The sequence below is a fragment of the Nocardia sp. NPDC051463 genome (genome assembly GCF_040681975.1).
Taxonomy (GTDB): Bacteria; Actinomycetota; Actinomycetes; order Mycobacteriales; family Mycobacteriaceae; genus Nocardia.
This window is the reverse complement of the sequence record NZ_JBFBAB010000003.1, coordinates 197,057-223,234: the sequence shown is the minus strand read 5'-3', so window position 1 is coordinate 223,234 and position 26,178 is coordinate 197,057. Positions and strand designations below refer to the sequence as shown.

The 26,178-nt window shown below is 66.8% G+C and carries 21 protein-coding genes; 9 read left to right on the top strand and 12 right to left on the bottom strand.

The annotated features are described in order from the left end of the window. Positions 1-5 precede the first annotated feature (5 nt). Positions 6-2,831, bottom strand: a complete 2,826-nt coding sequence (locus AB0M74_RS08320; RefSeq protein ID WP_364903287.1) for a hypothetical protein — start codon at positions 2,829-2,831, stop codon at positions 6-8. Next, positions 2,828-5,572: a DUF6603 domain-containing protein gene (locus AB0M74_RS08315; RefSeq protein ID WP_364903283.1), complete on the bottom strand. Its 2,745-nt coding sequence runs from the start codon at positions 5,570-5,572 to the stop codon at positions 2,828-2,830. The genes AB0M74_RS08320 and AB0M74_RS08315 overlap by 4 nt, the downstream gene beginning before the upstream one ends. A gap of 433 nt (positions 5,573-6,005) precedes the next feature. Between AB0M74_RS08315 and AB0M74_RS08310 the strand changes: the two genes are divergently transcribed. Beyond that, on the top strand, positions 6,006-7,418 hold the full coding sequence (locus AB0M74_RS08310) for an MDR family MFS transporter (RefSeq protein WP_364903280.1): 1,413 nt from the start codon (positions 6,006-6,008) through the stop codon (positions 7,416-7,418). Positions 7,419-7,513: 95 nt separating this feature from the next. Here AB0M74_RS08310 and AB0M74_RS08305 read toward each other — a convergent pair whose 3' ends face one another. Together AB0M74_RS08305 and AB0M74_RS08300 are read right to left on the bottom strand one after the other, a co-directional pair. Beyond that, a complete protein-coding gene (locus AB0M74_RS08305) occupies positions 7,514-8,278 on the bottom strand; it encodes a hypothetical protein (protein WP_364903278.1) in 765 nt (254 codons plus the stop codon). Next, the gene (locus AB0M74_RS08300; protein WP_364903275.1) at positions 8,275-8,484 is read right to left on the bottom strand and encodes a hypothetical protein; all 210 of its coding nucleotides are present in this window, start codon (positions 8,482-8,484) and stop codon (positions 8,275-8,277) included. Before AB0M74_RS08300 ends, AB0M74_RS08305 begins: the two co-directional genes overlap by 4 nt. 269 nt (positions 8,485-8,753) lie before the next feature. On the opposite strand from AB0M74_RS08300, the gene AB0M74_RS08295 reads away from it, so the two are divergent. Next, entirely contained in the window at positions 8,754-10,145 is a 1,392-nt protein-coding gene (locus AB0M74_RS08295) for an FAD-dependent oxidoreductase (RefSeq protein WP_364903272.1), read from the top strand. 13 nt (positions 10,146-10,158) lie between these two features. Here the strand turns inward: AB0M74_RS08295 and AB0M74_RS08290 are convergent, their stop codons facing one another. Together AB0M74_RS08290 and AB0M74_RS08285 are read right to left on the bottom strand one after the other, a co-directional pair. Then, complete coding sequence (locus tag AB0M74_RS08290; RefSeq protein ID WP_364903270.1) at positions 10,159-10,413, bottom strand: hypothetical protein; 255 nt, start codon at positions 10,411-10,413, stop codon at positions 10,159-10,161. 210 nt (positions 10,414-10,623) lie between these two features. Further along, complete coding sequence (locus AB0M74_RS08285; RefSeq protein ID WP_364903267.1) at positions 10,624-12,063, bottom strand: amino acid permease; 1,440 nt, start codon at positions 12,061-12,063, stop codon at positions 10,624-10,626. A gap of 168 nt (positions 12,064-12,231) precedes the next feature. Here AB0M74_RS08285 and AB0M74_RS08280 point away from each other — a divergent pair, with 168 nt between their 5' ends. Then, positions 12,232-13,002 (top strand): siderophore-interacting protein, encoded by a 771-nt coding sequence (locus AB0M74_RS08280; RefSeq protein WP_364903265.1) that lies wholly within the window; start codon positions 12,232-12,234, stop codon positions 13,000-13,002. 305 nt (positions 13,003-13,307) lie between these two features. Here the strand turns inward: AB0M74_RS08280 and AB0M74_RS08275 are convergent, their stop codons facing one another. Genes AB0M74_RS08275 through AB0M74_RS08265 form a run of 3 tightly spaced genes read right to left on the bottom strand, consistent with a single transcriptional unit; the run spans position 13,308 to position 16,046 of the window. Further along, positions 13,308-14,360 carry an ABC transporter substrate-binding protein gene (locus tag AB0M74_RS08275; protein WP_364903262.1) on the bottom strand — a complete coding sequence of 351 codons (1,053 nt, stop codon included), beginning with the start codon at positions 14,358-14,360 and terminating at the stop codon, positions 13,308-13,310. Positions 14,361-14,362: 2 nt separating this feature from the next. Then, positions 14,363-15,250: an ABC transporter permease gene (locus AB0M74_RS08270; RefSeq protein WP_364903258.1), complete on the bottom strand. Its 888-nt coding sequence runs from the start codon at positions 15,248-15,250 to the stop codon at positions 14,363-14,365. Next, the gene (locus AB0M74_RS08265; protein ID WP_364903256.1) at positions 15,240-16,046 is read right to left on the bottom strand and encodes an ABC transporter ATP-binding protein; all 807 of its coding nucleotides are present in this window, start codon (positions 16,044-16,046) and stop codon (positions 15,240-15,242) included. Before AB0M74_RS08265 ends, AB0M74_RS08270 begins: the two co-directional genes overlap by 11 nt. A gap of 148 nt (positions 16,047-16,194) precedes the next feature. Between AB0M74_RS08265 and AB0M74_RS08260 the strand changes: the two genes are divergently transcribed. The 6 genes from AB0M74_RS08260 (at position 16,195) to AB0M74_RS08235 (ending at position 22,166) form a co-directional block, all read left to right on the top strand. Then, positions 16,195-17,883, top strand: coding sequence for a sensor histidine kinase (locus tag AB0M74_RS08260; protein WP_364903253.1), 1,689 nt, complete (start codon positions 16,195-16,197; stop codon positions 17,881-17,883). Continuing rightward, on the top strand, positions 17,865-18,536 hold the full coding sequence (locus AB0M74_RS08255; protein WP_364903250.1) for a response regulator: 672 nt from the start codon (positions 17,865-17,867) through the stop codon (positions 18,534-18,536). The genes AB0M74_RS08260 and AB0M74_RS08255 overlap by 19 nt, the downstream gene beginning before the upstream one ends. Positions 18,537-18,649: 113 nt before the next feature. Then, the gene (locus AB0M74_RS08250) at positions 18,650-18,871 is read left to right on the top strand and encodes a hypothetical protein (protein ID WP_364903247.1); all 222 of its coding nucleotides are present in this window, start codon (positions 18,650-18,652) and stop codon (positions 18,869-18,871) included. A 290-nt stretch (positions 18,872-19,161) separates the two neighbouring features. Then, the gene (locus tag AB0M74_RS08245) at positions 19,162-20,103 is read left to right on the top strand and encodes a tellurite resistance/C4-dicarboxylate transporter family protein (RefSeq protein WP_364903244.1); all 942 of its coding nucleotides are present in this window, start codon (positions 19,162-19,164) and stop codon (positions 20,101-20,103) included. Between the two features lie 163 nt (positions 20,104-20,266). Beyond that, entirely contained in the window at positions 20,267-21,328 is a 1,062-nt protein-coding gene (locus tag AB0M74_RS08240) for a Gfo/Idh/MocA family oxidoreductase (protein WP_364903241.1), read from the top strand. A 43-nt stretch (positions 21,329-21,371) separates the two neighbouring features. After that, positions 21,372-22,166: a M50 family metallopeptidase gene (locus tag AB0M74_RS08235; protein ID WP_364903238.1), complete on the top strand. Its 795-nt coding sequence runs from the start codon at positions 21,372-21,374 to the stop codon at positions 22,164-22,166. On the opposite strand, the gene AB0M74_RS08230 is transcribed toward AB0M74_RS08235, so the two are convergent. The 3 genes from AB0M74_RS08230 to AB0M74_RS08220 all read right to left on the bottom strand — a co-directional run bounded on the left by AB0M74_RS08230 (position 22,163) and on the right by AB0M74_RS08220 (position 26,049). After that, positions 22,163-22,684, bottom strand: coding sequence for a gluconokinase (locus AB0M74_RS08230; protein ID WP_364903235.1), 522 nt, complete (start codon positions 22,682-22,684; stop codon positions 22,163-22,165). The two genes, AB0M74_RS08235 and AB0M74_RS08230, sit on opposite strands and share 4 nt — an antisense overlap. Positions 22,685-22,891: 207 nt before the next feature. Continuing rightward, complete coding sequence (locus tag AB0M74_RS08225) at positions 22,892-23,671, bottom strand: SDR family oxidoreductase (protein WP_364903232.1); 780 nt, start codon at positions 23,669-23,671, stop codon at positions 22,892-22,894. Positions 23,672-23,991: 320 nt separating this feature from the next. Next, the gene (locus AB0M74_RS08220) at positions 23,992-26,049 is read right to left on the bottom strand and encodes a CocE/NonD family hydrolase (protein ID WP_364903229.1); all 2,058 of its coding nucleotides are present in this window, start codon (positions 26,047-26,049) and stop codon (positions 23,992-23,994) included. Positions 26,050-26,178 lie beyond the last annotated feature (129 nt).

The following is a 26,178-nucleotide window of genomic DNA, read 5'->3' as shown; positions in this document are numbered from 1 at the left end:
TCGTGTCACGCCGAGCCGAGCATGGTGTTCGGCGAGAAGGCCATCTGGAATGGCCGTTGGAAGATGATGCGGGCGAAGTCGGCGGGATCCGCGCTCTGCCAGGTCGTGGGGTCCGGGCTGTGCGGGGCGGGTGGCGCTGCGCCGCCGAGCCGCTTCACGAAACCGTTGGTGAGGGGCACCTCCGGCCAGCCGAGGTCGTACCAGTGCTCGTACGGGTTGGTCGAGGACTGATCGAATCCGAACTGCGCGCCACGCATCGGTTCGCGCAGCACGAACATCCAGTTCTGGGTGCGGACGGTCGGCTCATCGAGATCGAAGCAGTACAGGTTCGTCCGCTCGTCCACCGGCAGCACGAACTTCGGCTCCTGCCATTGCACCTGGTCGCTTTCGACCTTCTTGTCCACAGACTTCGCGGCAAGCACCAGCGTGCCGGGATAGCGCCGCAGCACCTCGCCGCGCACCAGGAGTACCAGCAGATCCTTCGCGCCTTCGGCACTGTGTTCACCGAGCGGGATATGGGGGTCCCACAGCGCGATCTCGCCGTACTGGGGTTGCACACCGCCGGGGGGCCAGAAGCGGGAAAACGGAGTTCCCGCTTCGTCGGTCGGGAATTCGCGCCAGCGCAGCTCCCTGTTGAACTCCTGGTTCAGGCCGACGAGCAGTGCTTCGACGAACCCCGAGTTGATTTCCAGCAGGGTCACGCTGTTGTCGGGGAAGGTGGTGATTCCCGGGACCGCCCACTCGGGCCAGCGAGCGAGAATCTCCGCGGCAATGGGGAATCCGAATTCGGGATGCGTCATGATCTGGCGCAGCGGTCGCGGATCGCTGTCCGCGCGGGCCGTGACGGCCGCTGACGGGATGATCTCTTTCATCCGCTCGAGCTGCAGCGGCAGCGGCCGAATGACCTTCTGCACACTGCTCGCGATCGCCGCGATGCCCATGTTCACCCGGAATTCGGTGGGTTTCTGGGTCGCCAAGCTCTCGGCCAGCACCGATCGGCGCAGCCCGCGCAACTGCATCGGACGCGGCACCGGGAGCGCGCCGCCCGCCATCGTCTCCGACATCGAGGTGCCGACCTCGGCGAGTTGGCGCGCGGCGTCCGCACCGCCGAAAGCCGCACGCGCGGTGAACGATTCCTGCTGGGCGCCGATCAAGCCGACCAAGGTCTGTGCGGCGAACAACGAGGACGGGTCGCGGGCGACAGCTGTTGCGGCCATCGGCCCGACCGCATCGGAGATTGCGGCGAACCACAGGGCCGGTTTGGCGGGCACCACCTCGGTGCCGCCCGCCGCGGTGGTCAGTACCGAGCCCGTCGGCATTTCTCCTGCGGAAGCCCCCGCGGCACGTGCGCATCGCCGTGCCAACGCGCCGTGTGGGCGGGTGAGCCGGACGAACGCGGTGGATCCGGAGCCGTCGGGAACCGCCGAATCGGCGAGCACCTGCTCGAGCGAACCCTGATCGGCCACGTGGACTTTGGTGCGCAGCAGGTCGGCAAGGCCGGTCAACGGCGCGGGCGCCATCGTCGCAAGGTGTTTGGCTTGCGCGTCCGTACCGGTCTGCTCGGCCAATTCGGTGGCCGCGAGCAGCCGATTCGCCTCGTTGACGGCGCCCACCTGTTCCCAGGCCCGTGCCATCAGGAATTCCTGTTCCAACTGGACATAGCGCGCACCGAGCGCGGCCGCGACACGGAACTGCACCTGGGTGTTCAGCGTGCGCACCCAACCGGATTGCGGCAACGTCTGATCCCCGGTGTGATGACTGCCGTACAGCGGTGGCGCGACGGCCTTTTCGTCACGATCGGGGGGCACACCGACCCGGCCTTTGCGGCCAGCGGGCGCGTCGACCCGCTGCGTGATGAGCTCGCGGTAGCGCTGCATGCTCGCGAGATCCGACCAATGCTCGTCGTGTGTCTCTGATCCCGGAAGCCGCAGCGCGCCTTGCACTTTCACGGTGACCTCGGCTGGTGTACCCGCCGGTGGCTGCTCGTGCGGCCACGGCTGGTGCACATCGATCGGGCGGGACCCGAAGCCGTGCAATGTCGCTAATGTCTCCCCGGCGATCGGTGCGATCCTTCGGGCCAGGTCCTCGAAGGTGCCTTCCTCTCCCGTGCCGAATTCCCACCAGTCATAGACCGGGAGCACAACCCCGCCCTGCTGCCCCGGCGACCAGGCGGCCGCCGCGCCGTCTGCGGGGATCGGCTGGTCGAACCCCGCAGCGACACCAGCCTTCGTCGTCGGTACCACGCACGCAATCCACTGCTTGCCTGCCGCTAGCCGTCGCGGGCAGATCAGCCGAGAAATGACGGTGTCGAGCCCGGTTCGATAGTCCCGGTCGACGGCGTCGTTGGGCGGTCCGTCGCCTTCCACGCGCGCCTCGACATGCACCCAGGAAGCGGCGTCGGCGAGGTCGGGCAGTGCGGTCGCGGGCACGTTGACCGACCACAGCGGACTACCCTGCATGGGCCGTCCTTCCTCGACGGCCAGCACGAGCAGCGCCAGCCAGGGCCTTTTCACCGGTCCTGGAATACTGAACAGCCAAGGCAGTGTCGCGTCGGCGAATTCGATCAGCGCGAGATAGTCGGCTGCGCCATCCAGTGCGCCAGGCGGCGGCTCACGTCGGACCACCATCGACGGCTCGAATCCCACAGTGTCACCGGGGCCCAGTAGTTGCAGGTCGGGACCGGGGAACGGACGGGGCTCCTCCGGCGGCTGATCCTTGACCGACCGACCCACCTCAACCGTGGGAGTGAAGCTCGGCCGCGCATTCTTCGTTTTCCGCGCGACCGCGGCCGCGCCGATCTCGACCGACGATACGAACCAACGACGACTCATCGGTTCATCACCACCTTGGGAACCAGATTCTCGAATGGGCGCTGCGCGAGCCGCCACCGGTCCACTCGTTCGGCGGCGGTGATCGTGCGCGCGAAAGTCTCCGTGAGGAAGCTGCCGCGCAAGCGCAGAATGATTCGTGGTGCCGGCGGGGCGGGGAACCAACCGAGTTCCACCTTGTAGCCGGTCTCGTATCTGTCGTCCATCACATGCGCAGGCCCGGGCTTGACAGCAGCGGTGTTCGACAGCGCGAAACCGCCGGTGTGCTGCTCGAACGCGCCACGGCCGAGTTGTTCGTCATCGCTCATCGCGAAGTACTCGCCGGGCACGAACTGCTCAGGAACAGGTTCGGTCCGCGGCATCTCTATCCCGGGATCGAGATGGGCCGAGGTGATCTGCCACGTCTGCTCGGGCACACCGAGTCGGTGGAATCGATTGATCGCGATGCCGAGCGGCACGACCGACTGACTGACCTGCAACGACGAATCAGGTTGCGCGACTAGGCCTTTCGCGAGATCCTGCTTCGCCGTCTCGGTGAACTTGATGCCCGCGCGTTTCGCGGCCCGGCGCTCCACCGCCCACGCGTCCCGTTGGCCGACGGCCTTGGCCACAAGGTCGAAGATATCGTCGGTCGATTTTGCGAGCGGCGCCGGATCACCCCACCGGACATCGAAATCCAGCGAGACCTCCCAGAACAACACCTCGATGCTGCCCTTGCCGTAGGCATGCCATGGCGCGGGGCCCTCCAGCGTGAAATCCAATCCGATGCCTGCCAGCCGCTCGCCGAAGGCAAGGACCGCGACACCCGCGTAAACGTGCGCTTGGAACGCCAGGGTCGGCTCCCAGACGAACAGCGCGTCGAGTCCGAGCCAACCCTCGAGCCCACACTCGGCGACCGTCGCGTCCAAGTGGAGCTGCGCGCCGAATTGCAGTGAGTTGGACGTCAGGGCCAAGTAGGACTCCGCGCGCAACCCGAGGACGCCGCCGCCGAGGTCCATCGAGAGCCGAGCCAGCTGCGGCACGCCGGGCGGACGGGTGTACTTGGGGTGAAAACCGCCCGCGGACAACACGAATACCGCGTCGTCGCCGCCGCGGAAGAGCAGGTAGATGTCGCCGGTCACCGGAATCCCGACGATCCAGGACCCGGCGAGGGAGACCAGGAAATCGACCATCGGCACCCCGGGGTCGAATTGGCCGTACACGCTGGCTTGCAAGCGGATCAGCGGCACCGCAGGATCCGGCAGCGCGATCAGCGCCCGCCCGAGCATCAGCGCGCGAACCGGAGCCGGCAGTTCGAGAATCACCGCGACGGCGACACTGACCATGCGGCCGCCCCAGTTGATCCGGACCATCGGGCCGACGACAAATCGCCCGGGGGTCACCGGGAAGCAGGATTCCAGCGCACCGACGATCTCATCGGCTCGGGCAATCGCATTGCCGGGAAACAGGATTCGATCGGCATTGCCTTCGCTGACCAGTCCGCGCAGGTGATCGGTGTCGGCGCGTCGGTTGATGCCGACCAGGCCGCCGACCGCGTCGATCGCAAAGCCGAAGCCCAACTGGATACCGGGATAGGGGAATTCGGCGGCCAGCAGGACGAGCAGCGACAGTGGCGGATTGTTGTTGTTTCCCGGCAGTTGCAGGAGTCCGAAAGCGGTGACATGCAGCACGCCGAGAGTGACATCGAGTCCGCCCGCGTAGGCATTCGCGCCGCGCCTCTTGAAGAAGCCACCGCCGGATACCGGTCCGAGCAGCAGCTCGATGCCCATGCCGGACGGGAGTTCGGCCACGAGGTCGGTGCCGATGCCGATCCGGTTGGGCAGCAGGATCGGAATACCGATACCCACCTCGTCGAGGCTCGCGCTCATCGGCAGCGCGGGCGGCTTCGCCAGTACCGACACACTCGGCCGCAACACGAGCCTGCCGCCCTCGTCAATGGCGAGTGCGACCGCGAAATTGCGCACCGAGATGCCGGGCAACTGAAGGTTGATCCTGCGCTCGACGCGCACACTGCCCTCGGCGAAGCGCAGACCTTCGGTCCGGCTCATCGTCAGGGTGAGATCGGTCGGTGAGGTCTCCGCGCCGCTGCCGCCCAACAACCCGGCCAGGATAGCGGGCAACAGTCTGGCCGTGAACTTTTCGACATTGATCTCGACGTGCGCCGGGGTGGCCGGGGACGCGACCAGGGTTGCCGCGAGGCGCTGCGTCGAGATCCCGAGTCCGCCCGCTCCCACAGTGAGTGATTTCTTGCCGACGGTGACGGTGACAGTGCCCGCGGGCGCCGCCGCGGCGCCGCCAGGGGTGAACGTCGCGGTCCACGCGTTGTCGGTTCGGACCGACACGGTCAGATCCCACTCCGCACCGATCACCGAATGGTCGAGTACCGCGTTGGGGGTGACGACCAGATCGATGACCGGGCCCGGGGACACCGCGAGCACCCCACGAGAGCCGTTCTTGGTGAGCACGAAGGCGAGCCCGCGAGTCCCGTCGGACCGCTTCCAGCCATGGGCACGCAGCGGCGATCCGGCGTCACTGACATTGCCGACCAGGTCGTGCACCAGTTTCAACAGACTGTGTTGATCGGGCAGGTTCACCAGCGGCTCGAGTAACTTGCCACTCAGCGCGGGATCGGCCTCCCCCGTGAGCACCGGCAAGTCGAGAGCATTGGCGAGCGAGGCCACCGCCCCGTCCGCCAGCCCCCACAGCAGAGTCGCGACTTTCGCCAATAGTTCCTCGGGGTCCATGGCAGCCTCCTCGCCATATCCGCCGATCGGAGCTACCGATCAGCCATCCCCAAGCTATTGCGCGCACGCGGACCGAACACGAGTAGCGACTACTCGAAATCTCGCTGGCCTCGGATCGGGAACACGCGAGACGTTCGGCCTGTCGTGGTGTTGCCTCACACCACAATCAGCGGCAATCATCACCGTGTGACATACGCCTGACCTCCCACTGCAGGTGGCCGAATGCGAGCCGCCGCGGGTCCCTCGGTCACGCCCAGCCGACCACTCTGATGATTCCCGAGCGGGTGCCGTTCTTCGTCGAACTGGCAAAGGTGACCACACAGGAGATCGCTGCCGAGTTCGCCACAGCGGGAAATATTTCCGTGCGGGAATAGCTGAGGCCACGATACGTTCGACCGGGATGGTTAGTCGAACGAACGAGAGGGGCCGCCCGGTGGCGATCGAGACAGTGGAGTCATCTGTCGGCTTCCGATCCGAGCGAGGACCGATCCTCGGTGCGTTGATGCTGGCGACGGCGCTGGTCGCGCTGGACTCGACGATCATCGCCACCGCGGTGCTCACCATCACGAGCAACCTCGGCGGCTTCAACCAGTTTCCCTGGCTGTTCTCGATCTACCTACTCGCGCAAGCGGTTACGGTCCCCGTATACGGAAAGTTGGCGGACACGGTCGGGCGGAAACCGGTGATCCTGTTCGGAATCGCGGTGTTCGCGCTGGGTTCGCTGCTGTGCGGACTCGCGACGAGCATGCTCGGTCTGATCATCTTCCGCGCCGTACAGGGCATCGGCGCGGGCGCCATCCAGCCCATGACCATGACCATCGCAGGCGACATATACACGCTCTCCGAGCGGGCCAAGGTGCAGGGGTATCTGGCCAGCGTGTGGGCGATGTCATCGGTCCTGGGCCCACTGCTGGGCGGGGTGTTCGCCGAGTACGTCGACTGGCGCTGGATCTTCCTGATCAACCTGCCGCTGTCGGCGCTGGCCGCGTGGATGCTGCTGCGCAGCTTCACCGAGAGCACGCCACGCCGCAAACAGCGCGTCGACTATCTCGGAGCCGCGCTGCTCACCCTCGGCGCGGGGGCACTCATCCTCGGACTTCTCGAGGGCGGTCAGGCCTGGGCCTGGTCCGCCCCGACCAGCATCGCCCTCTTCGCAGGCGGCGCCGTGGCGCTGACGCTGTTCGCCCTGGTCGAGCGGCGGGCCGAGAACCCGATACTGCCGCTGTGGATATTCACCCGGCGGGTGATCGTCGCGAGCAGCCTGGTGTCCATGCTCGTCGGCGCCATCCTGCTCGGAATGACCTCCTACGTGCCGACTTTCACCCAGGGCGTGCTCGGCACCGGCGCCCTCGTCGCCGGGCTGACGGTCGGCGCGCTGACCCTCGGCTGGCCGCTGGCGGCATCCCAGGCCGGAAAGGTGTACCTGCGCATCGGCTTCCGCTTCACCGCATTGATCGGCAGCACCCTGGCCGCCCTCGGCGCCGCGTCGACGCTGCTGATCGACGAGGACTCCACGGTGATCCAGGTCGCGGCGTCATGTTTCGTCATCGGTATCGGGATGGGCTTGGTCGCCACCCCGACCCTTATCGCGGCACAGACCAGCGCGGAGTGGACCGAACGCGGCGTCGTCACCTCGACGAACATGTTCGCGCGGTCCATCGGCAGCGCGGTGGGCGTCGCGGTGTTCGGCGCGATCGTGAACGCCCGCATCGGCGATACCGACCACCCCGCCCCCGCCACGCTGTCCTGCGCGGTGCACCTGGTGTTCGTGACCGTGGCGGCGATGGCCCTGGTGATGGTGGTCGCGTCCGCGATGATGCCGAGCCGGGGCACGAACCTCGCGTAACCCTGGTCTCGATCAGGGTGGTGTAGCCGGATGCGGTCGCGCAGTGACGAACCGCTGACGGACACGGACACCGGTCGCCACAGGATGACGTGTTGCTACGAAACGGCACGCCGATCAGCGATCTCGGCCAGCGCCCTGGCACGCAGATCCGACGGCAGCTGCTCCGCTGCGGTGCGTACCGCATCGACAGCGAATTCCGACAGTGCGTCGAGGGTCGGGCGATACTCCGACCACAGGTCGTGTTCGGCGGCGGCACAGAGCATTTCGGCGAGCTTCGCGGCGGAGGCCAGGTTGACGAAGCGTTCCAGGTGCCGAGCGTCGTCGACCCAGTGCGCGGAACGGATCAGTGCGACTCCGTCGAGGGTCGCTTCGGTTGCCCGCGCGGCATCGTCGGAGATGGTGGCGACCAGATCGCCGAGAGTGATCCAATCCTGGCGGGCGGCAAGCACTTCGGCGACGGCGACCACGGTCGCTGTAGGCAACCCGGCGATCATGGGTGCTGATCGGCGTGCATCGAGGTGCGCCGCGACGTCGGCCAGGAAGTCGGCGGGCAGGCGTTCGGCCACGTCCACGGCGTGCGACACCTCGAGCACTTCCGATGTCTTCGCCGCGAACAGCGCGTTGTGGTTGCGGGTCACCAGTTTCGCGATGATCGGGTTGGGGATCACTTTGCTCGCGGCGACGACCCGGCGCAGACCTTCGGACTGGCCTTCGAAGAACAGGTCGCCGATCTGGAATCGGAAGTCACGCAGATCCGAGGCGGACACGTCGGCGAGGGCGGCGAGCTGATCGACCGGGACACCGAGTGCCCGGGCGAGTTTGATCAGCTGGACGTTCACCGTCGTCTCGGTGCCGCTCACAGCCCGGCCGCCTTCTTGACCGCCGCGCGCAGCAAACGTGGCACGAAGTCCAACAGTGACATCGCCGCGGCGCCGAGATCCTCGCCCTGTTTGCGCCGAGCCTGGTCCAGCACGGCCACGAGTTCGGCCTGCACGTCCTGCGGCAGCGCGGCGATACCGGCGGGCAGGTCGCCGGGCACCAACTCGGCCAGCGTCTTCGTGGTCATCCCTAACCTCCATACGACAGTGGAGTTCCGGCGGATCGCGAGAGCAGGCCGCGCGTCCGGGTGATTACCGACGCGGCCGCGACTACAGCTCACAGTGCTTGCCTCCATGATCATCAGCGATCAGCTCCGACGCAATGCGGGCGCGCCGTTGCGGGAACTCGGTTCGCGCGGGCACCTGGTTGACGGTGCTGCCCGCATGGCCATAACGTCTCGTCGAACGACGAGTCGTCGACCGACGACGGCGCGGAGTCGGCAGATCGGTGGTCGTCATGAGCTTCGGGCACACGGTAGATGTCGCGGTGATCGGCGCAGGCCTTGCCGGTCTGGCGGCGGCGCGGGCACTGCGTGGGCACGGCCTCGAGGTGGTGGTCATCGAGGCACGTGATCGTGTCGGCGGGCGCACACTCAATCACCCGATCGGCGATGGCAAAATCGTCGAAATCGGCGGCCAATGGGTCGGGCCCGGTCAGGATCGGGTACTCGCGCTGATCGCCGAATTGGGCCTGGAAACCTTTCCCACGTATACCGAGGGCCAGCATCTGTTCGAGCATCGTGGCCGACTGCATCGCTACCGCGGCCGAATCCCGTTGATCGCCTCCCCCGCGCTACTCGAGGCATGGATCGGCCTGCAGCGCCTGGATCGGATGGCTCGCGCGGTACCCGCGGACGCACCGTGGTCGGCGCCGCGGGCACACACCTGGGACACCGAGACTGTCGAAACATGGATGCGGCGAAACCTGCGCACCACGGTCGCGCGGCAGGCGATCACCATGGTCTGCAAGGCGGTCTGGGCTGCCGATCCCGCCGACGTCTCGCTGCTGCATCTGCTCGCCTACCTGAATGCAGGCGGCGGGGTCGATCCGATGATCGAAACCGAGGGCGGCGCACAGCAAACCCGCATCGTCGGCGGCTCCCAGCGCATCGCACTCGCGATGGCGGCCGAGCTCGGTGATCGTGTACTGCTGAACACTCCGGTGCGAAAGATCGAGCAGCTCAACGCTTCCGCCGTCGTGCACAGCGACGAGGCCCGTATCGACGCCCGCCGGGTGATCGTGGCGATGAGCCCGGCACTTGCCGGTCGGCTCGTCTACTCCCCAGCACTGCCCGCCGACCGCGATCAGCTCACCCAACGCATGCCCAACGGCTCCGTCATCAAGTGCATGGCGGTCTACGACACCCCATTCTGGCGCGCCGACGGACTGTCCGGACAGGTCACCGCCGCAACGGGTCCGGTGAAAGTCACTTTCGACAACTCTCCTCCCGACGGCGATCCCGGTGTCCTCCTCGCCTTTCTGGAAGGCGGCGACGCGCGGGCGCTGGCTCGCCACACCGCCGAGGATCGCCGCGCGATCGTCTTGTCCTGCCTGGCCCGATTTTTCGGCGCGGCCGCCACCACCCCACGCGACTACGTCGAAAAGGACTGGTCTGCCGACGAATGGACCAGAGGCTGCTACGGCGCCTTCATGCCGCCCAACACCTGGACCGAGTACGGTCCCGCGCTGCGCTCCCCCGCCGGCCGCATACACTGGGCGGGCGCCGAAACCGCGACGACCTGGATGGGTTACATGGACGGCGCCATCCGCTCCGGCGAACGCGCCGCCGCCGAAATCGCCACCATCGCCGAAGTCCCGGCCCGTCCCGGGACGGCCGGCACCGGATAGCCGAAAGCAGTCTTCAGACAGTCACTGCGGCGTACACGAGGTTGTGGTCCGACAGGGCGTCGACGTCCTGGACCGCCGCGTCGCCCACAACGGCGTCGCGCACCACGAGGTGGTCGATGAACTGCGATTTCGGGCCCGAGGTTCGCGGGCGAGTCGGCAGGGCGTCCGAGGGGAGGTCCGCGATGTCGAAGCCGGGGTCGAGGCCGGACTGCGCGGCGGCTCGGTCGATAGTGAAGTCCGATGACCTCCGCTCCCCAGTTCTCCGCATGCACACGATGCAGAACATTCCAGGTGGCCACGGCAATCATCAGTCGCGATGGTAATGACTCGGGCGGCCCCCGCACGACGCAACACCTCGGTGCCGCCTTAGGCCGTGGGACACTCCGCCGCTTCGACGCCACCGCTTCGCTGCGCCGCCGATGATCGTGACCGTGCACGCTCCTCGATCGTTGTCGAACGGCCTGCCGAAGGGCGGCCCTTACTCGACGGGTTCGGGTACGACGGTGCGCTTTCCGAGTCTGTCCAGCACCATGTACCCCGCGCACACCAGCACCGCCCAGACTGCACCGACCACGAGCGCGGTGCGACCGCTTTCGGTGCACAACAGCAGCACGACCACCAGTCCGAGGAACGCGAGCGCGAGCACCGTCGTGTAGGGCGCGGCGGGCAGCCGGTAGTCACTGGCAGGCAGCTCACCGCGCACCACCTTGGCGCGGTAGATCAGGTGGCAGACCAGGATCATGCTCCAGACGAAGATGATGCCGATGGTGCTGACCGAGGTGATATAGGCGAAGGCTTTGTCCGGCGAGATGATGTTGACGATCACGCCGATGACCATCGCCGCGGCCGAGGCCGCGATGCCCGCGAACGGGACCGAACGCGAACTGAGCTTGCCGAGCGCGGCAGGCGCTTCCCCGTGCAGCGACAGGGTGCGCAGCATGCGACCGGTCGAATAGATGCCCGAGTTACACGAGGACAGTGCCGCGGTCAGCAGCACGAAATTGATGATGCCCGCCGCGCCGGGGATGCCGATCTGCTCGAACACCTCGACGAACGGGCTGCGCCCCGCGTGGAAGTTGCGCCAGCTCGACACCGACATGATCACCAGCAAGGCGCCGACGTAGAACAGACCGATCCGTAACGGCAGCGTGTTGATCGCCTTGCGCAGGGTCTTGCGCGGCTCGCGCGCCTCACCCGCGGTGACGCCGACCAGTTCCACACCCACATACGCGAACAGCACGATCTGCAGGACCAGCAGTGATTGCCCGAGACCGTTCGGGAACACTCCGCCGTCGGCCCACAGGTTGGTGACCGTCGGGTTGGCCGCGTGCCCGAAGCCGAAAATCAGCACCCCGATGCCGATCAAGATCATGCCGATGATCGCGGTGACCTTGATGGTGGAAAACCAGAACTCACCCTCACCGAACAGCCGCACCGAGATGAGGTTCGCGGCGAACATCACCGCGAGCACCACCAGCGCGGTGATCCAGGGTTCGATATCGAACCAGTACTGGACGTATTTGCCCGCGACGGTGATCTCGGCCATGCAGGTGGCGACCCACACCGCCCAGTAGGTCCAGCCGGTGACAAACCCGGCGAAGCGTCCGAGGAATTCGTGTGCGTACTCCGCGAAGCTGCCCGAGACGGGCCGATAGGTGAGCAGCTCACCGAGCGCCCGCATGATGACGAAGATGGCGGCGCCCGCAGCGAGATAAGCCAGGATCAGGGCGGGACCGGCTTGTTCGATCGCGCCGCCCGCACCGTAGAACAGGCCGGTGCCGATCGCACCGCCGATGGCGATCATCTGAATCGTGCGTGGATTCAGGCCTCGCGAGTAGCCTTCCTCGCTCGATGCAGTCGATCCGGCCGGATCGATGGGCGCCGTGTCCGCTTGTAGCTGACGGTCAGAGGCTGTCATGGGGGGTCACGCTACCGGCAGTGGATCACCCGCGCGCCACCACCGGGAACGGCCGCCGATCACCTCGACCGAACAACCTGCCGGGACGCCCCGTGTGGCACGACGATTCGGTAGATCTACCAGGTACCGTAGTAAGGCAACCCTAATTCTTGAATATCGGAGGCTACCTTGGCCCGGCCCCGCACCACCCTGACCGTGCAGCGCACCGAGCAGCTCACGCCCCACCTCATCCGAGTTCATTTCGGCGGACCTGGCTTCGCCGCGTTCCGCCCGAGCGAACACAGCGACTCCTACCTGAAGTTCATTTTCCCGCGCGACGGCATCGATGTACTGCGGACCTACACCGTCCGATCCGTCGACACCGCCGCAGCCGAGCTCACGGTGGACTTCGTCTATCACGGCGACGAGGGCATCGCAGGCCCGTGGGCCGCGACAGTCCGGCCGGGCGAGACTATCGACGCCTTCGGCCCGGGCGGCGCATACTCGCCACGTGCGGATGCCGACTGGCATCTGCTCGCGGGCGATGAGGCGGCACTGCCCGCCATCGCCACCGCACTGGAAGCCATGGACCCCGCCGCGCGCGGCCGCGCGTTCATCGAGGTGTCCGGACCAGCCGACGAGCTACCGCTCACGGCTCCCGACGGTGTCGAGGTCACGTGGCTGCATCGCGACGCACGAGCGGCGGGCGAACTACTCGCCGAGTCGGTCCGCAACGCGCCGTGGGACGACGGACGGGTCCAGGTCTTCATCCACGGCGAGGCCAAGTCCGTCATGCACGATCTGCGGCGCTATATCCGTCGTGAACGCGCTGTGCCCGCCGAGTGGGCGGCCTCGATTTCGGGTTATTGGCGACGCGGCCGCACCGAGGAGGGCTTCCGCGCTTGGAAGGCCGACCTCGCCGCGCGGGAGCAGGCCGAACCGACACGCGTGATCAGCTGATCGACCTCGGCGCCGGGGCCATCGCGCAAGCCGGACGATCACGAGATTGCCCGACCGATGACCGAAGTGTCCGAGGCGCTGGCTATTCGCCGATCCGGGCCGGATCCGACAGCAGACCGGTCAGCGCGAATTCCATGTCTCGGCCGGACTCACCGCGGCTACCCCGCGCGGGCACAACACCCTCTCGTAGAACGGCGTTCACCGCCCGATCGCACACAGACCTCGACGCCCCGCAGGCGCCTCCTGACCGAAACACGATGGCCGAGCCCGCTCGATCGCAGCAGGCCCGGACACCGGCTCACCCGTTATTGCTGCGGTGTCCGCAGCGCCTCCTCCACGAACCGTGTCGTGTAGGTGTCCGACAGCTTGATCCGGTCGCGCACCGGTCGCACGTTCGTCGAGTACTTGCCGAGAATGTTCAGGACATTCTGGGCGCCCTCGGGTTTCATCAACCCGTTGCCGTTGAACATGCCGATCGAGTCACCGATCGACTGGACGTAGAGGTCCTTGCCCGCCGACGCGTATTGCGGCGGCATCTTGTCGGCGATCTCCAGTGGAGTGTGCACCTGGATCCACTGCAGGGTCTGCACGAACGCCGCCGCCAGCTTGCGCACGATGTCGGGGTGCGCGTCGACGGTGTCGCACCGCATGTACAGCGACGACGCCGGGTACAGGCCGCCGAGCGCGGCACGGGTGCCCGCTTCGGTTCGCATGTCCACCAGAATCTTCGCCTCGCCCGAATTCACCATCTGCGCGACGGTCGGATCGGTGGTCATGCCCGCGTCGATACCGTTATGGTTCATGCCCGCGATGAAGGTCTGCCCCGCACCGGCTCGCACCCGGGTGTAGTCGGCGGTGGTCATGCCCTCCTTCCCGGTGAGCGCCTGGGTCAGGAAGTCCGTCGACGACCCGAGCGAGGTCACGCCCAGATTCTTGCCACGCAGCTCGGCCGCCGAAGTGATGGTCGCGGCGTCCTGCGCGGACACCAGCTCTACTTCACCCGGCACATCGGCGAACTGCACCACCGAGGTAAGGCACTGTTCCTTGGCCTGCAGGTCGATAGTGTGGTCGTAGAACCCGACAACAGCCTGCACATCGCCAGTGAGCAGCGCGGTTTCCGCGGACGCACCGGACTGTTCACCCAGCAGCTTCACGTCGATGTCATTCTTCTCGAAGAAGCCGAGGCGCTGGGTCAGCATGGCGGGCAGATAGATCACCTTCTCCAGCCCGCCGACCATGATGGTGAGCTGCGGGCGGCCATCGACCATCGGGATCGTGCGGGAGTCCCGGCAGCCGGTCGCCAACAGCAGCGCCGCGATCACCCCGACGACGACCGTTAGATGCTTGTAGTACTTCATCGTCAGATCCCGTGGTTCGAGGTCGCCTGCGAGGGACGCCATTTCAGCAATCGGTTCTCGGCGAGACCTATCCCCCATTCAGCGATCAACGCGATCACGGTGATGATGATCATGCCCGCATAGATGCCCGCGGAATCGAAGGTGCCCTGCGCATTGCTGATCAGCAAGCCCAAACCCTTACTGGATCCGGCGTATTCACCGACCACGGCGCCGATCAGCGCGAAGCCGAAAGCGGTGTGCAGGCTCGACAGGATCCACGTCGTCGCGCTGGGCAGCACGATCGAGCTCAGCACCTGACGACGACTCGCGCCCAGAATGCGGGCGTTGTTGATGACATTGCCATCGACTTCTCGCGCCCCGGTGAAGGCGTTGAAGAACACCGCGAAGAACACCAGGACCACGACGGTCGCGACCTTGGAGCTGAGCCCGAGACCGAACCAGATGATGAACAACGACGCCAGCACGATGCGCGGAACGGCATTGAGCGCCTTGATGAACGGGGCGAGCACCTCCGCCCAGTACTTACTGCGGCCGAGCAGCACCCCGAGCACCACGCCCGCGACGGTGCCGATCACGAAGCCGAGCACCGCCTCCTGCACGGTGGTGTAGATCTGCAACCATATAGATCCGAATTGCGTTCCCTCGGTGAACCATTCGACAAGACGATCCCAGATTGCCGAGGGCTTCGAATAGAAGAACGGGTCGATCCACAGCGTGGCGGTGAGCTCCCACGCGCCGAGCCAGACCACGACGAGCGCGGCGCGCAGGCCCCACGTGCGCAGCCGCGCGCGCCGGGCGTTGCCGCGCACCCGGTCGAGAATCTGCTGCTCGGTTTCGAATTCGGCCTCGGGCGCCGATGCGGCCACCTCGGTCAGGACGTCATGCGACACGGGAGGCTCCCTTGCCTCGGGCTGCCTCGACCTGATCGCGCAGCGTTTCCCAGATTTCCTTGTAGATGTCGCGGAACTCGGTGGTGAGCCGCACCTCCTCGACGCTGCGCGGGCGCTCCAGACCCACGGCGAAGTCGCCACAGACCGTGGCCGGACTCGCGGTCATCACAACCACCCGGTCGGCAAGCACGATCGCTTCCTCCAGATCGTGAGTGACGAAGATGACCGCCGCGCCGGTGCCCGCCCAGACCCGCAACAGTTCGTCCTGCATCAGCTGCCGTGTCTGCACGTCCAATGCGCTGAACGGCTCGTCCATCAGCAGGATCTCGGGATCGGTGACCAGCGTCTGCGCCAGCGCGACCCGCTTACGCATACCACCGGAAAGTTGGTGGGGGTAGTAGCCCTCGAAGCCGGCGAGACCGACCGTGCGCACCCAGGTCGCGGCTTTCTCGCGGGCCTCGGACTTCGAGGCACCACGCAGCCGCGGGCCGAACGCGACGTTGTCCAGGACGCTCTTCCACGGCAACACCGCGTCCTGCTGGAACATGTAGCCGACGCCGCTGGGGATACCCTCGACATCCTTACCACGCACCAGGGTCCGCCCCGCCGAGGCGGGTTCCAACCCCGACACCAGCGACAACGTGGTGGATTTTCCGCACCCGGTCGGCCCGACGACAGCGACGAATTCGCCGGGTCGCACCGTGAGATTCAGATTCCGGACGGCGGTGTGGATACCGCCGCCGGTGCCCGGGAAACGCTTCGTCGCGCTCCGCAGCTCGATCAGTGGTTCGGTCATTCTCTTTGCTCCTACTGGATCAGGTAGACCGAAAGCTACGTGGTCCGAGTCACACATCGAGACTTGTGCGCACAACCGATGCAAACTCCTCGATTCGCAGGTTGTGCGCGTTCTGCTCACGCGCATCCAGGTGCATTATGCTGCGGAAATGGCCAATGAAGGCACACCGGCCGTCCGGCTGCGCACCCAGGTTCTGCTGCTGCAGATCGTGGTCGTCACCCTGACCCTCGGTGTCGCTTTCGCGGTGTTCGGCTACGTCAGCGATCAACGACTGCGCGAGGCGTACGGCCAGCGCGCGCTGGCCATCGCGCGTACCGTGGCCGCCGATCCTGCGGTCCGCGGCGAGGTCGCGCAGTACACGGCGGGCACCGTCGCCCCCGACCTCGAGCAGCGGCAGCAACTCGCCGCGGGACCGCTGGAGCGGATCGCGGTCGACACGACCCAGCGCACCGGCGCACTGTTCGTGGTGATCACCGACGAGGCGGGCATCCGACTGGCACACCCGGACGAAGCACGGCTGGCCGAGCATGTCAGCACCGACCCGTCGGAAGCCTTGTCCGGCCGCGAAATCATCGTCGAGGAGCGCGGTACACTCGGCGACTCGATGCGTGCGAAAGTGCCTGTGGTGGCGGCGGATTCCGATCAGGTGGTCGGCCAGGTCAGTGTCGGTATCTCGACAGCGGCGATCCGCGGGCAGCTGCTCGACGATCTGCGCACCGCCGCACTGCTCATCGGTGCGGCGCTCATTGTCGGCATCCTCGGCTCGGCTGTGCTGGCCCGCAGATGGCGCGGACTCACGCTCGGACTCGAACCGGCCGAACTCGCCGAGCTGGTGCGCAGTCAGGCAGCGGTGCTGCACGGCATCGGCGCGGGCGTGCTCGCGGTGGACTCGTCGTGGCGTACGACGTTCGTCAACGACGAGGCGCGCAGGCTGCTCGACATCGATACCGGCGTCGGTCGTCCTATCGACGAGATCGGTTTGACTCCACGGGTTCTCGAAGTATTCCGGTCGCTCGACGGGCAGCCGACCCCGGCCACGGTCGGTTCGCACATCGTGGTCGTCTCGGCACGGCCGGTCAGCCGCCACGGCCGCGATCTCGGTGCGGTGCTGAGCGTGCGCGACCGCACCGATGTGGAATCGCTGACCCGCCAACTCGATGCGGTGCAGTCGATGAGCACCGTACTGCGCGCCCAACGCCACGAGTTCTCCAACAAGATGCACCTGCTCAGCGGCCTACTGCACGGCGGGCGCACTGACGAAGCCTCGTCTGTCATCGACGAACTGATCGGCGCGGGCCCGCTGGGTGCGGCCACGCCGGGCATCGACGCTATCCATGATGCGTACCTGCAGGCTTTTTTGGCAGCGAAAGCGGCGCACTCGCGTGAAAGCGGCGTCGAACTGGTCCTCGGCCCGAACACCTGGGTAACAGGCAATCTCGCCGATCCCGTCGATGTGACGACCGTGCTCGGCAACCTGCTCGACAATGCGATCGAGGCGGCTCGCACATCGGACAACCCGACGAAACAGGTGGAAGTCGAACTGGTGCAGGAAGATTCGACGCTGCATATCGTCGTCGCGGACAGCGGGGACGGCATCGCCACCGGAGTAATCGACAGCCTGTTCACCGAGGGCGCCTCCACCCGCGACGATCGCGGCGTACCCGGCGGGCGCGGCGTCGGCCTCGCCTTGATCCGCCAGATCGCGCGCGCACACGGCGGCGACGTTCGTCTGGCCAGTGCGCACGGCGACAGCGCGCCCCTGCTCGGCGCCGAGTTCATCGCCAGAATTCCCGGAGTACTCGTAGACAGCGAGATGCCATGGCCACAACAGATCTGACTGTCCTGGTGGTCGACGACGATTTCCGCGTGGCGAACCTACACGCCGGAATCGTCGAATCCATCGCCGGTTTCACCGTCGCGGGCACCGCCAACACAGTGGCGACCGCGCGGGCACTGCTCGCCGCACAGCCCGTCGACCTCGCGTTGGTCGATGTGTACCTGCCCGACGGTTCCGGTATCGACCTGGTCCGTGAACTGCACTGCGACAGCATGGTGCTGACAGCGGCCACCGAAAGCGTCAGCGTCCGAGCCGCGTTGGCCGCAGGCGCACTCGCCTATCTCATCAAGCCGTTCCCGCACACCGTTCTCGCGGCCCGGCTGGCAGGCTATGCCCGCTACCGCCGCACCCTGGCCACACCCCAGGTCGACAACGCGAGCATCGAGGAAGCCGTCCAGGCGCTGCGCCCCGCCGCGACCACCGCCGCGCAGACCACGGTCGCCTCACCCACCAAAGATCTTGTCCTGCACACGATCCTCGAAGCGACAGTCCCGTTGTCCGCAGGCGAGGTCGCTGCCGCCATCGGCATCTCCCGCGCCACCGCGCAGCGCTATCTCGCCAACCTGGTCGGCGCCGGTACCGTCCAGATGCGTCTGCGGTATGGCACTACAGGGCGGCCCGAGCAGGAGTATTCGGCCACGCCGCGTGGGTGACCGCGAGTCTTTCGATCCACGGCAAGGGAACCGTTCGAATGCGCCGTGCGTCAGAGGAAGTAGACAAGCACCGCAGCGAGACGGGCTCGAGCTCTACTACTAGCGTTGGACCATTGTCTTCCCTGAAATCTGATCCTGGAAGAATTCGTCGTCGCGAACCGCCCCATGGACGGCGGCGGCAGCGCAGGCTTCCCGGCCGGGCTGTCGACAAACTCTCCACCGCCTGGCACGTTCTGCAATGGCACGACATCACCGACGACGGCCGTTGGACCGAAATCCGTGGCAGCCACATCACCGGCCACCCCACCACTCCCACCGACCTCGCCACCTGGTGACCGCCGCACCGCACACCTGCGCTGCGCGCCGAGCTCCGCCGAACCCCCAGATCCCAGCCGCACCCTGTCACGGTACCGAAGGTTTGCCTTGCACTGGTTTACCGTGCAGTACCGGTCGAGATGGGAGCCGCACCGCACTTTCCCTTTCCTTGGCTCGAGTGCGATGTGTTGGCTTTCACGTGCCGAAACTCTTTCCGAAACCTGCCTCCACGGCATGTCGTAGCCGCCGCGCCGAAACGTTTGCTGTCAGGTTGCTTGACCGAGGTGCCGTCTCGAGCTGTGATAGCCGGGTGACGCAACGATGGTGGCAGGACCTACCGCCCGCGGCGGGCTCGTTTGTCATGGCCACCGGAATCGTGTCGGTCGGGCTGGCTCTCACCGGCTTCGAAGTCGCCTCCTGGTTCGTGCTCGCCCTCGCGGCGGCGGTCTGGATCCTGCTCGCGATCGACTTCGCGATCCGGCTGCTGTGGCAACGGGCCCGTTGGGAAGCCGAGGCCGATACGCCGCCCGCGTTGACCGCCGTCGCGGCCACCACCGTGCTCGGCACCCGTGTTTCGATGCTCGGCTGGCACACCACGGCGGCGGTCATGCTCGGGCTTGCGGCAGCGGTCTGGCCGGTGCTGATGGTGGCGGTGCTGCGGCAGTGGAAGCGGCCGATGCCAGGTGCAGCGTTCCTCGTCTCCGTGGCGACCCAAGGGTTGGCCGTCCTGACGAGCACACTCGCACTGGTGAGCAAGGTCGATCGGCTCGCGGTGGTGGCGCTCGCACTGTTCTGCCTCGGTCTTGCGCTCTATGTCGCGGCGTTCCTCCGGTTCGATCTACAGCAGGTCTCGACCGGCCCCGGCGATCAGTGGGTGGCCACCGGAGCATTGGCCATCTCGGCGCTGGCCGCATCGAAACTCGTTGCCACCCATCACTGGACCGGCGCCGCACACAATGCGCTGCGGGTGACCGCGCTGATCGTGCTCGCCCTCAACCTGCTCTTCTACACAGTTCTCATGGTCGCCGAGGTCATCCGTCCACGGCCCGGATACGACATCCACCGCTGGGCGACAGTCTTCCCGCTCGGAATGACCGCGGTCGCCGGCTATTCCACCGGCACCGCCATCGATATGTCCGGCCTGCAGACCCTCGGCAAGCTGCTACTGGTGGTAGCTGTCGGCGCGTGGCTGTTCACTGTTGCCGTGTGGCTCACGGACCGAACAACATTCGATGTCGACCCCGTCCCGTGACCCTCGACCGTGACAACCAACGGTGGGCGGACACTCTCGTCATCCTCCCGATCGACGACATGCAGTATTGCCGAACGACCCGGGCTGCTGCTTTGCGCGGTGCCATGCGGCCCGCGCGTGCTGTTGCACGTCCGCGATCGGGCCGGGCGGTAGCGTCTGAGGTGTGAGCAGTCTCGAGGTCGCGATCATCGGGTACGGGCTGGCCGGATCGGTGTTCCACGCACCGCTGATCGCCGCCGAGCCGCGGATGCGGGTAGCGGTGGTGGTCACCGGGTCCAGCGAACGCGCAGCGCAGGCGCGGCGGGAGCACCCCGGTGTGCGGGTCGTCGCCGACGCCGACGAGCTGTTCGGCGACACCGCCGGACTCGACCTTGTCGTCGTCGCGACGCCCAATCGGACCCATGCGCCGTTGGCACGGCGCGCACTGGCCGCGGGCTTGCCGGTGGTCGTCGACAAGCCTTTCGCGGTGACCGTCGCGGAGGCCGAAGACCTCGTGGCGGCCGCGGAACGGGCCGACCTCGCATTATCGGTGTTCCAGAACCGTCGCTGGGACGGCGACTTCCTGACCGTCCGGGCGCTCGACGCCAGCGGCAGTCTCGGCGACGTGCGGCGTTTCGAGTCCAGGTTCGAGCGGTGGCGGCCGGTGCCCAAGGGCGGCTGGCGTGAGGTCGGCGGCGCCGACGAGGGCGCGGGGCTGCTGTTCGATCTCGGCAGCCACCTCGTGGATCAGGCTTTGACGCTGTTCGGGCCGGTGCGCACGGTGTACTGCGAGCTGGATCGCAGGCGGGCCGAGATCCAGACCGACGACGATGCATTCCTCGCCCTCACCCACGAGTCGGGCGTTCGGTCTCAGCTGTGGATGAGCGCGGTAGCCCCGCAGCTCGGACCACGGTTCCGGGTGCTCGGTTCGGCGGCGGGTTATGTCACCTATGGCTTGGATCCCCAGGAGGAAGCGTTGCGCGCGGGCCGTCGCCCCGATGACAGCGACCGACCTTGGGGCGCAGTCGAACCCGAGCGATACGGACAGCTCGGCGCGGACCCCGACACTGTGCCGTACCCGACCGCCCCGGGTGATTACCCCGCCTTCTACTCGGCGATGGCCGCCGCATTGCTCGATGGAGCACCCGTCCCGGTCGACCCACGGGACGCGGTCGCCACGCTGCGCATCCTGGAGGCCGCGCGCCGATCGGCCGAGCACGGCGAGACGGTGACCACGTTCGACTGAACCGCGACAGGCGCGAGCAGGTTTCGACGGATAAGGTGCGGCGGTGAGCAGAGCGGAATTCGTCGAACGCGGCACATCAATCGTGGATCGGCTGACCACAACACAGGTGGCGCCGCCGTGGTGGTTGGTTGTCGGTACCGGGGTAGCAGCGCTTTTTCTGGTCGGATACGGACCGGTCTGGCGGTTGACCCGCAACGTCGTCACCATCGCGCACGAGGGCGGCCACGCGCTGTTCGCACTCCTGACCGGCCGCAGGCTCAACAGCATCACCCTGCATTCGGACACTTCGGGTTTGACGGTGTCGAGTGGAAAACCCTACGGCCTCGGCATGATTCTGACCGCCATGGCGGGCTATCCGGCGCCGCCGCTGCTCGGCCTCGGCTTCGCGGCACTGCTGGGGGCCGAGCGAATCACCCTGATGTTATGGATCGCGATCGCCCTGCTCGCCGCGGTGCTGATCAAAGTCCGCAATATCTACGGCCTGCTGACAGTGTTCGGCTTGGGCGCCATCGTTTTTGCCGTGTCCTGGTTCGGAACCGACACGCTCCAAGCGGGTTTCGCATACCTCGGCGCGTGGTTCCTACTGCTCGCGGGGACCAGACCGGTGATCGAGTTGCAGCGCGGCCGACGGCGGCGCTGGAACAATCCGGGCGGCGCCGACTCCGACGCCGATCAGCTGGCGCGGCTCACCCACCTGCCCGGCCTGCTGTGGGTGTTGGTGTTCGGTGCGATCGCAGTGGCGGCGCTGGTCGTCGGCGGCGGACTGTTGCTCGTCGATGCGACCGGGATCTGCATTCCCAGCCTGTCCGACGGCACCTGCCCCCCGCCGACCGGCTAGGCGTCCGGCCGGGTTTCCCACGCCGCCATGGCCTCCCGCACCAACTCCGCCGGTGCGCGCGTCGCATCCACTGCGATGCCCCGCTCGTCGGCGGACAACTCTTCCAATGCCGCCAACTGTGAATCGAGCAGACTCGACGGCATGAAATGACCACGCCGCGCTGCCATTCGCTGCGCGAGCTCGTCGCGCGATGCGGCAAGATGCACGAAGAACGTCTCGGGTGCGGCCACCCGCAACCGATCCCGATAACTGTGCTTCAGCGCCGAACAGCTGACCACCCCGCCGTGTCCCTGCCGTTGCCCCAACCACGCTGCCACGATATCGAGCCACGGCGCTCGATCCGCGTCTGTCAGCGGCACTCCGGCCGCCATCTTCGCGATGTTCTCGACCGGATGAAAATCGTCCCCCTCGGCGTACTCGACCTGCAATGCCTCGGCAAGCAACCTGCCGACCGTCGACTTGCCGCACCCGGAAACACCCATCACCACAACGACCGGCACCGTGACCTCCTCGGTCATACCGCCTCCTCAGCTGCCCTCGGCCCGGCCCGTTGTTCTCGGCCTCGGCTGTCGGAGTCACACACTAACCGGGAGTGGCTCGCCCAATTGGACCTCCAACGGCTCGGGCCGGCCCAGGACCCGGATCGCCGGCATCTGCCGCAGGGGTGCACCCTTCGCGGATTCGACCACCACGATCGGTGCACATCGTCAGTGCCGGGCAGGCCGCTACCCGTGTCGCGGTGGCTTCGCGGTGTAGGCGCTGACCGGGGCCGAGGCGACGAACCGCTGCCAGGTCTCGGTGCCTTCGGTGTGATCGGGGCAGGTGTTGTCACCGTTGCGGTAGGCGCGGCCGACCCGGCCGGGTACCGGGATGCGGATGGTTCGGCGCGGTCGGGCGCGGAACGCACGCCACACCTCGAGCAGCTCTGCCAGCGTCTGCACTTCTGGTCCGCCGAAATCGGGTGCCCGGCCGAGTGGTTCGCCGTCGATCAGGTCGGCGATCCGGGTGGCGACGTCGGCGGCAGCGACGGGCTGGAAGCGGAAGTCCACTGGCAGCGGCGCCAGCGGTAGCCGCTCGACGGCCTGCAGGGCGAATGCGATCAGCTCGTGGAACTGGGTTGCGCGCAGAATCGTGTGCGGCACGTCGCTGCCGGTGATGAGTTGTTCGCAGGCGAGCTTGTTGCGGTAGTAGGCGAACGGTATTCGGTCGATCCCCACGATGGATACATACAGCAGGTGGCTCGCGCCGGTCGCCGCCGCGAGCAGGTGTTCGGTCTGCGCGATATCGGGACGGCCGACCCGCCGGAAGTCCGATGCCGCGTGCACGATCAGGGCCGCGCCCGCGGCCGCCTCGGCGACACCGGCACCAGTACGCAGATCACCGACGTGCGTGCCCGCACCTGGACGCCGGGACAGTACCCGCACATCATGTCCCCGCTCGCGCAGTCGATCGACGACGAGCTTGCCCAGCACGCCGGTGCCGCCGGTGACGAGTGCGGTGCTCATAACTCACTACTACCGGCGACAGGGGCAGCACACAAGGACTCGGTCGGATATATCACGTGCCGGCGCGAACAGTGCGGCACAATCGGCCTGCGACCCGGCCCAGGCCACAGCGACACCGAATCCTGCGTTGCGGGCGGCGGGCCGGACCGCACGCGCCACCCGGCCATCGTGCCGGGCGCGTCGGATCCGGCCGAGCGGTCGGTAGTCATCCCGTCGAGTCCGCAGCTGCCACCCCCGCAGCCTCCGCCAGATCTTCGACCAGGACGGTCTCGGCCACCTCGAAACCGATTGCCGCGCAGTGATGTCACACCAGCAATGGATCAGCCGACCGGCCTGCTGGACGGCAGGTTCACGAAGCTCGGCGCGGCCGGGTCGAGTCGCAGGTGCTGTGGCTTGAGTTGGGTGTTGTTGAGCAGGGGCCGGAAAGCCAGCGCCTTGGGCGAGTTGCCGGCGAAGACGTCGACACGCAGGCGGTGACCGGGCTGGAGTATGGCCTGGGTGGGTATGACGGCGATATCCAGTGGTGTCGCTGTGCCCGCCACCACCGGGTGCAAGCTGCCGATGGTGATCGGGTTGTACGGAGCGGTGTAGTCGCCGTTGGCCGAACGCGCACTCCTCGCCTCGTCGACGGTGCGCATCGAAGCGGTGAGCTGGCCGGTGCTCAGGACGGTCGAGACACCCTCGGGAGTGACGTCGTTGATGGTGACGTTCCAATAGCCGTCGGTCGCGTCATGAATCGTATTGAGGTGCACATTGATCGGGCCGGAGATCACCGTGGGCTCGGTGACCGGTGCACTGGTGAAGGTGAGCCCGTTGCTTTCGGCGATGCGGGAGTCCTTGGCGCAGAGGTCGAGTATCGCGCTCATGCCCGCCGAGCCCTGGGCGGTGTCACGCGAGCACACCGTGGTCAGTCCCGGCGCGACCGTCAGCGTGGCCTGGTCTTTCGGCTTCACGCTCGTCAGTGATCCGTCGTGGAGGCTGTCGTCGGTGCTGCCGCTGGGTGCGGCGGAGAGGTAGACGCGGCGATGATTGACGTCGTGCTGCGGGAACTGTGCCATGGTGATCCACCCGCCGCCCTGCTGCCAGATGTTGATCGGGCCGAAATCACTGATCCCGTGGTCGATTCCCTTGAGCCACTTGTCGAACCACACCCGCTGCATCACATCCAGTCGCGGCGGGGCGACACCATAGCCGGTGCCCGCCCCCGGATTCGCGTGATAGGTGTCGCCGACCACGAGCTGCTTCTTACCCGCGGGCAATGGGATGGCGTTGTACAGCTTGGTCGCACTGTTGGCGAAGATATCGTGCCAGCCGCCGTATACGAAGGTGGGCACCGTGATGCGCTCTGGATGCCCCAGGATGCCTTCGCGGAAGGAGCTGTCGGCGTCCAGCGCGGCTTCCAGAGCGGGCGGCACGTCGTCGAGCGACGGCGTGAGCAGCGCCTGGATCAGCAGATCCACGTTCGTGTTCGGATCGGACATGCGTTCGTGGAGCCACTCCCAGTCGAAAGTGCCGTTGAACATCGACTGAATGTCGGGCACCAGCTTCGTCTGGTTCACATTGCTGAGCCACAGCGGCAGGAAGGTGGTGCCGACACCGCCGCCCGGGGCGACCACATCGCGCATGAGGTCGCTGCCCGGCTCGACCGGGAAGATGGCTTTCAGCTCGAGCGGGGCATTTTCGGCCGCCCGCAACTGGTTGATCCCCGCATAGGAACCGCCGCTCATCGCGATGTCGCCGTTCGACCACGGCTGGGTCGACGCCCAGTGGATCACCTCACGGGTGTCGAGCTGCTCACGTTCGCCGAGCGTTTCCCAGCTGCCCTGCGAGAAGCCGGTACCGCGGACATCGGCGACCACGAGGGTGTATCCGCTGCGGATCAGGTGGTGGTCGACGCCGAGAACCGTCCGGACCGTGCCGCCGTCGAGTGCGTGTAGCAGGTCGCCGAATCCGCTGATCGGTGTGCCTGACAGATTGATGCGCCGGGCGAGATCCATGGTCAGCGGCTGCAGACCGGGGATGGCCAGCGCGGAATCGACCAGGGTGGTCAGGAGCTTGCTGTACGGGGTGAGGTTCACGATCGTCGGCAACGGCTGCTCGACGACCGTGCCGGAGGAGTCCGCCGGCCGATACACATTGGCTTTGAGCACGACTCCGTCGCTCATCTGGATCGGGACATCCCAGTCGATGTGGATCTCCGGATACTGCTGTGGACCGTCGTGCAGTGCGGTCCACTCCTCGGTATGGGTGCTGCCGGTCGCTTCCTGCGCCACCACGGTCCCGGCGGCGCCGACGACCATCGTCGCGCCCGCGGCGACCGCGACCGCTTTTCGCAACATGTGGACGAATTGCCGTGTCACTGCACGACCCGACAACATGACCCTCCTCGAGCGATACGCGGTACGCCGACAACATCAACCCTGAGTGCGAGTCCGACCCTAGCAATCGGAGGGCGAATAATCGGGCAGGCGCGGCCTGGCCGATTCGTCGCATTTCGCACGATTCGT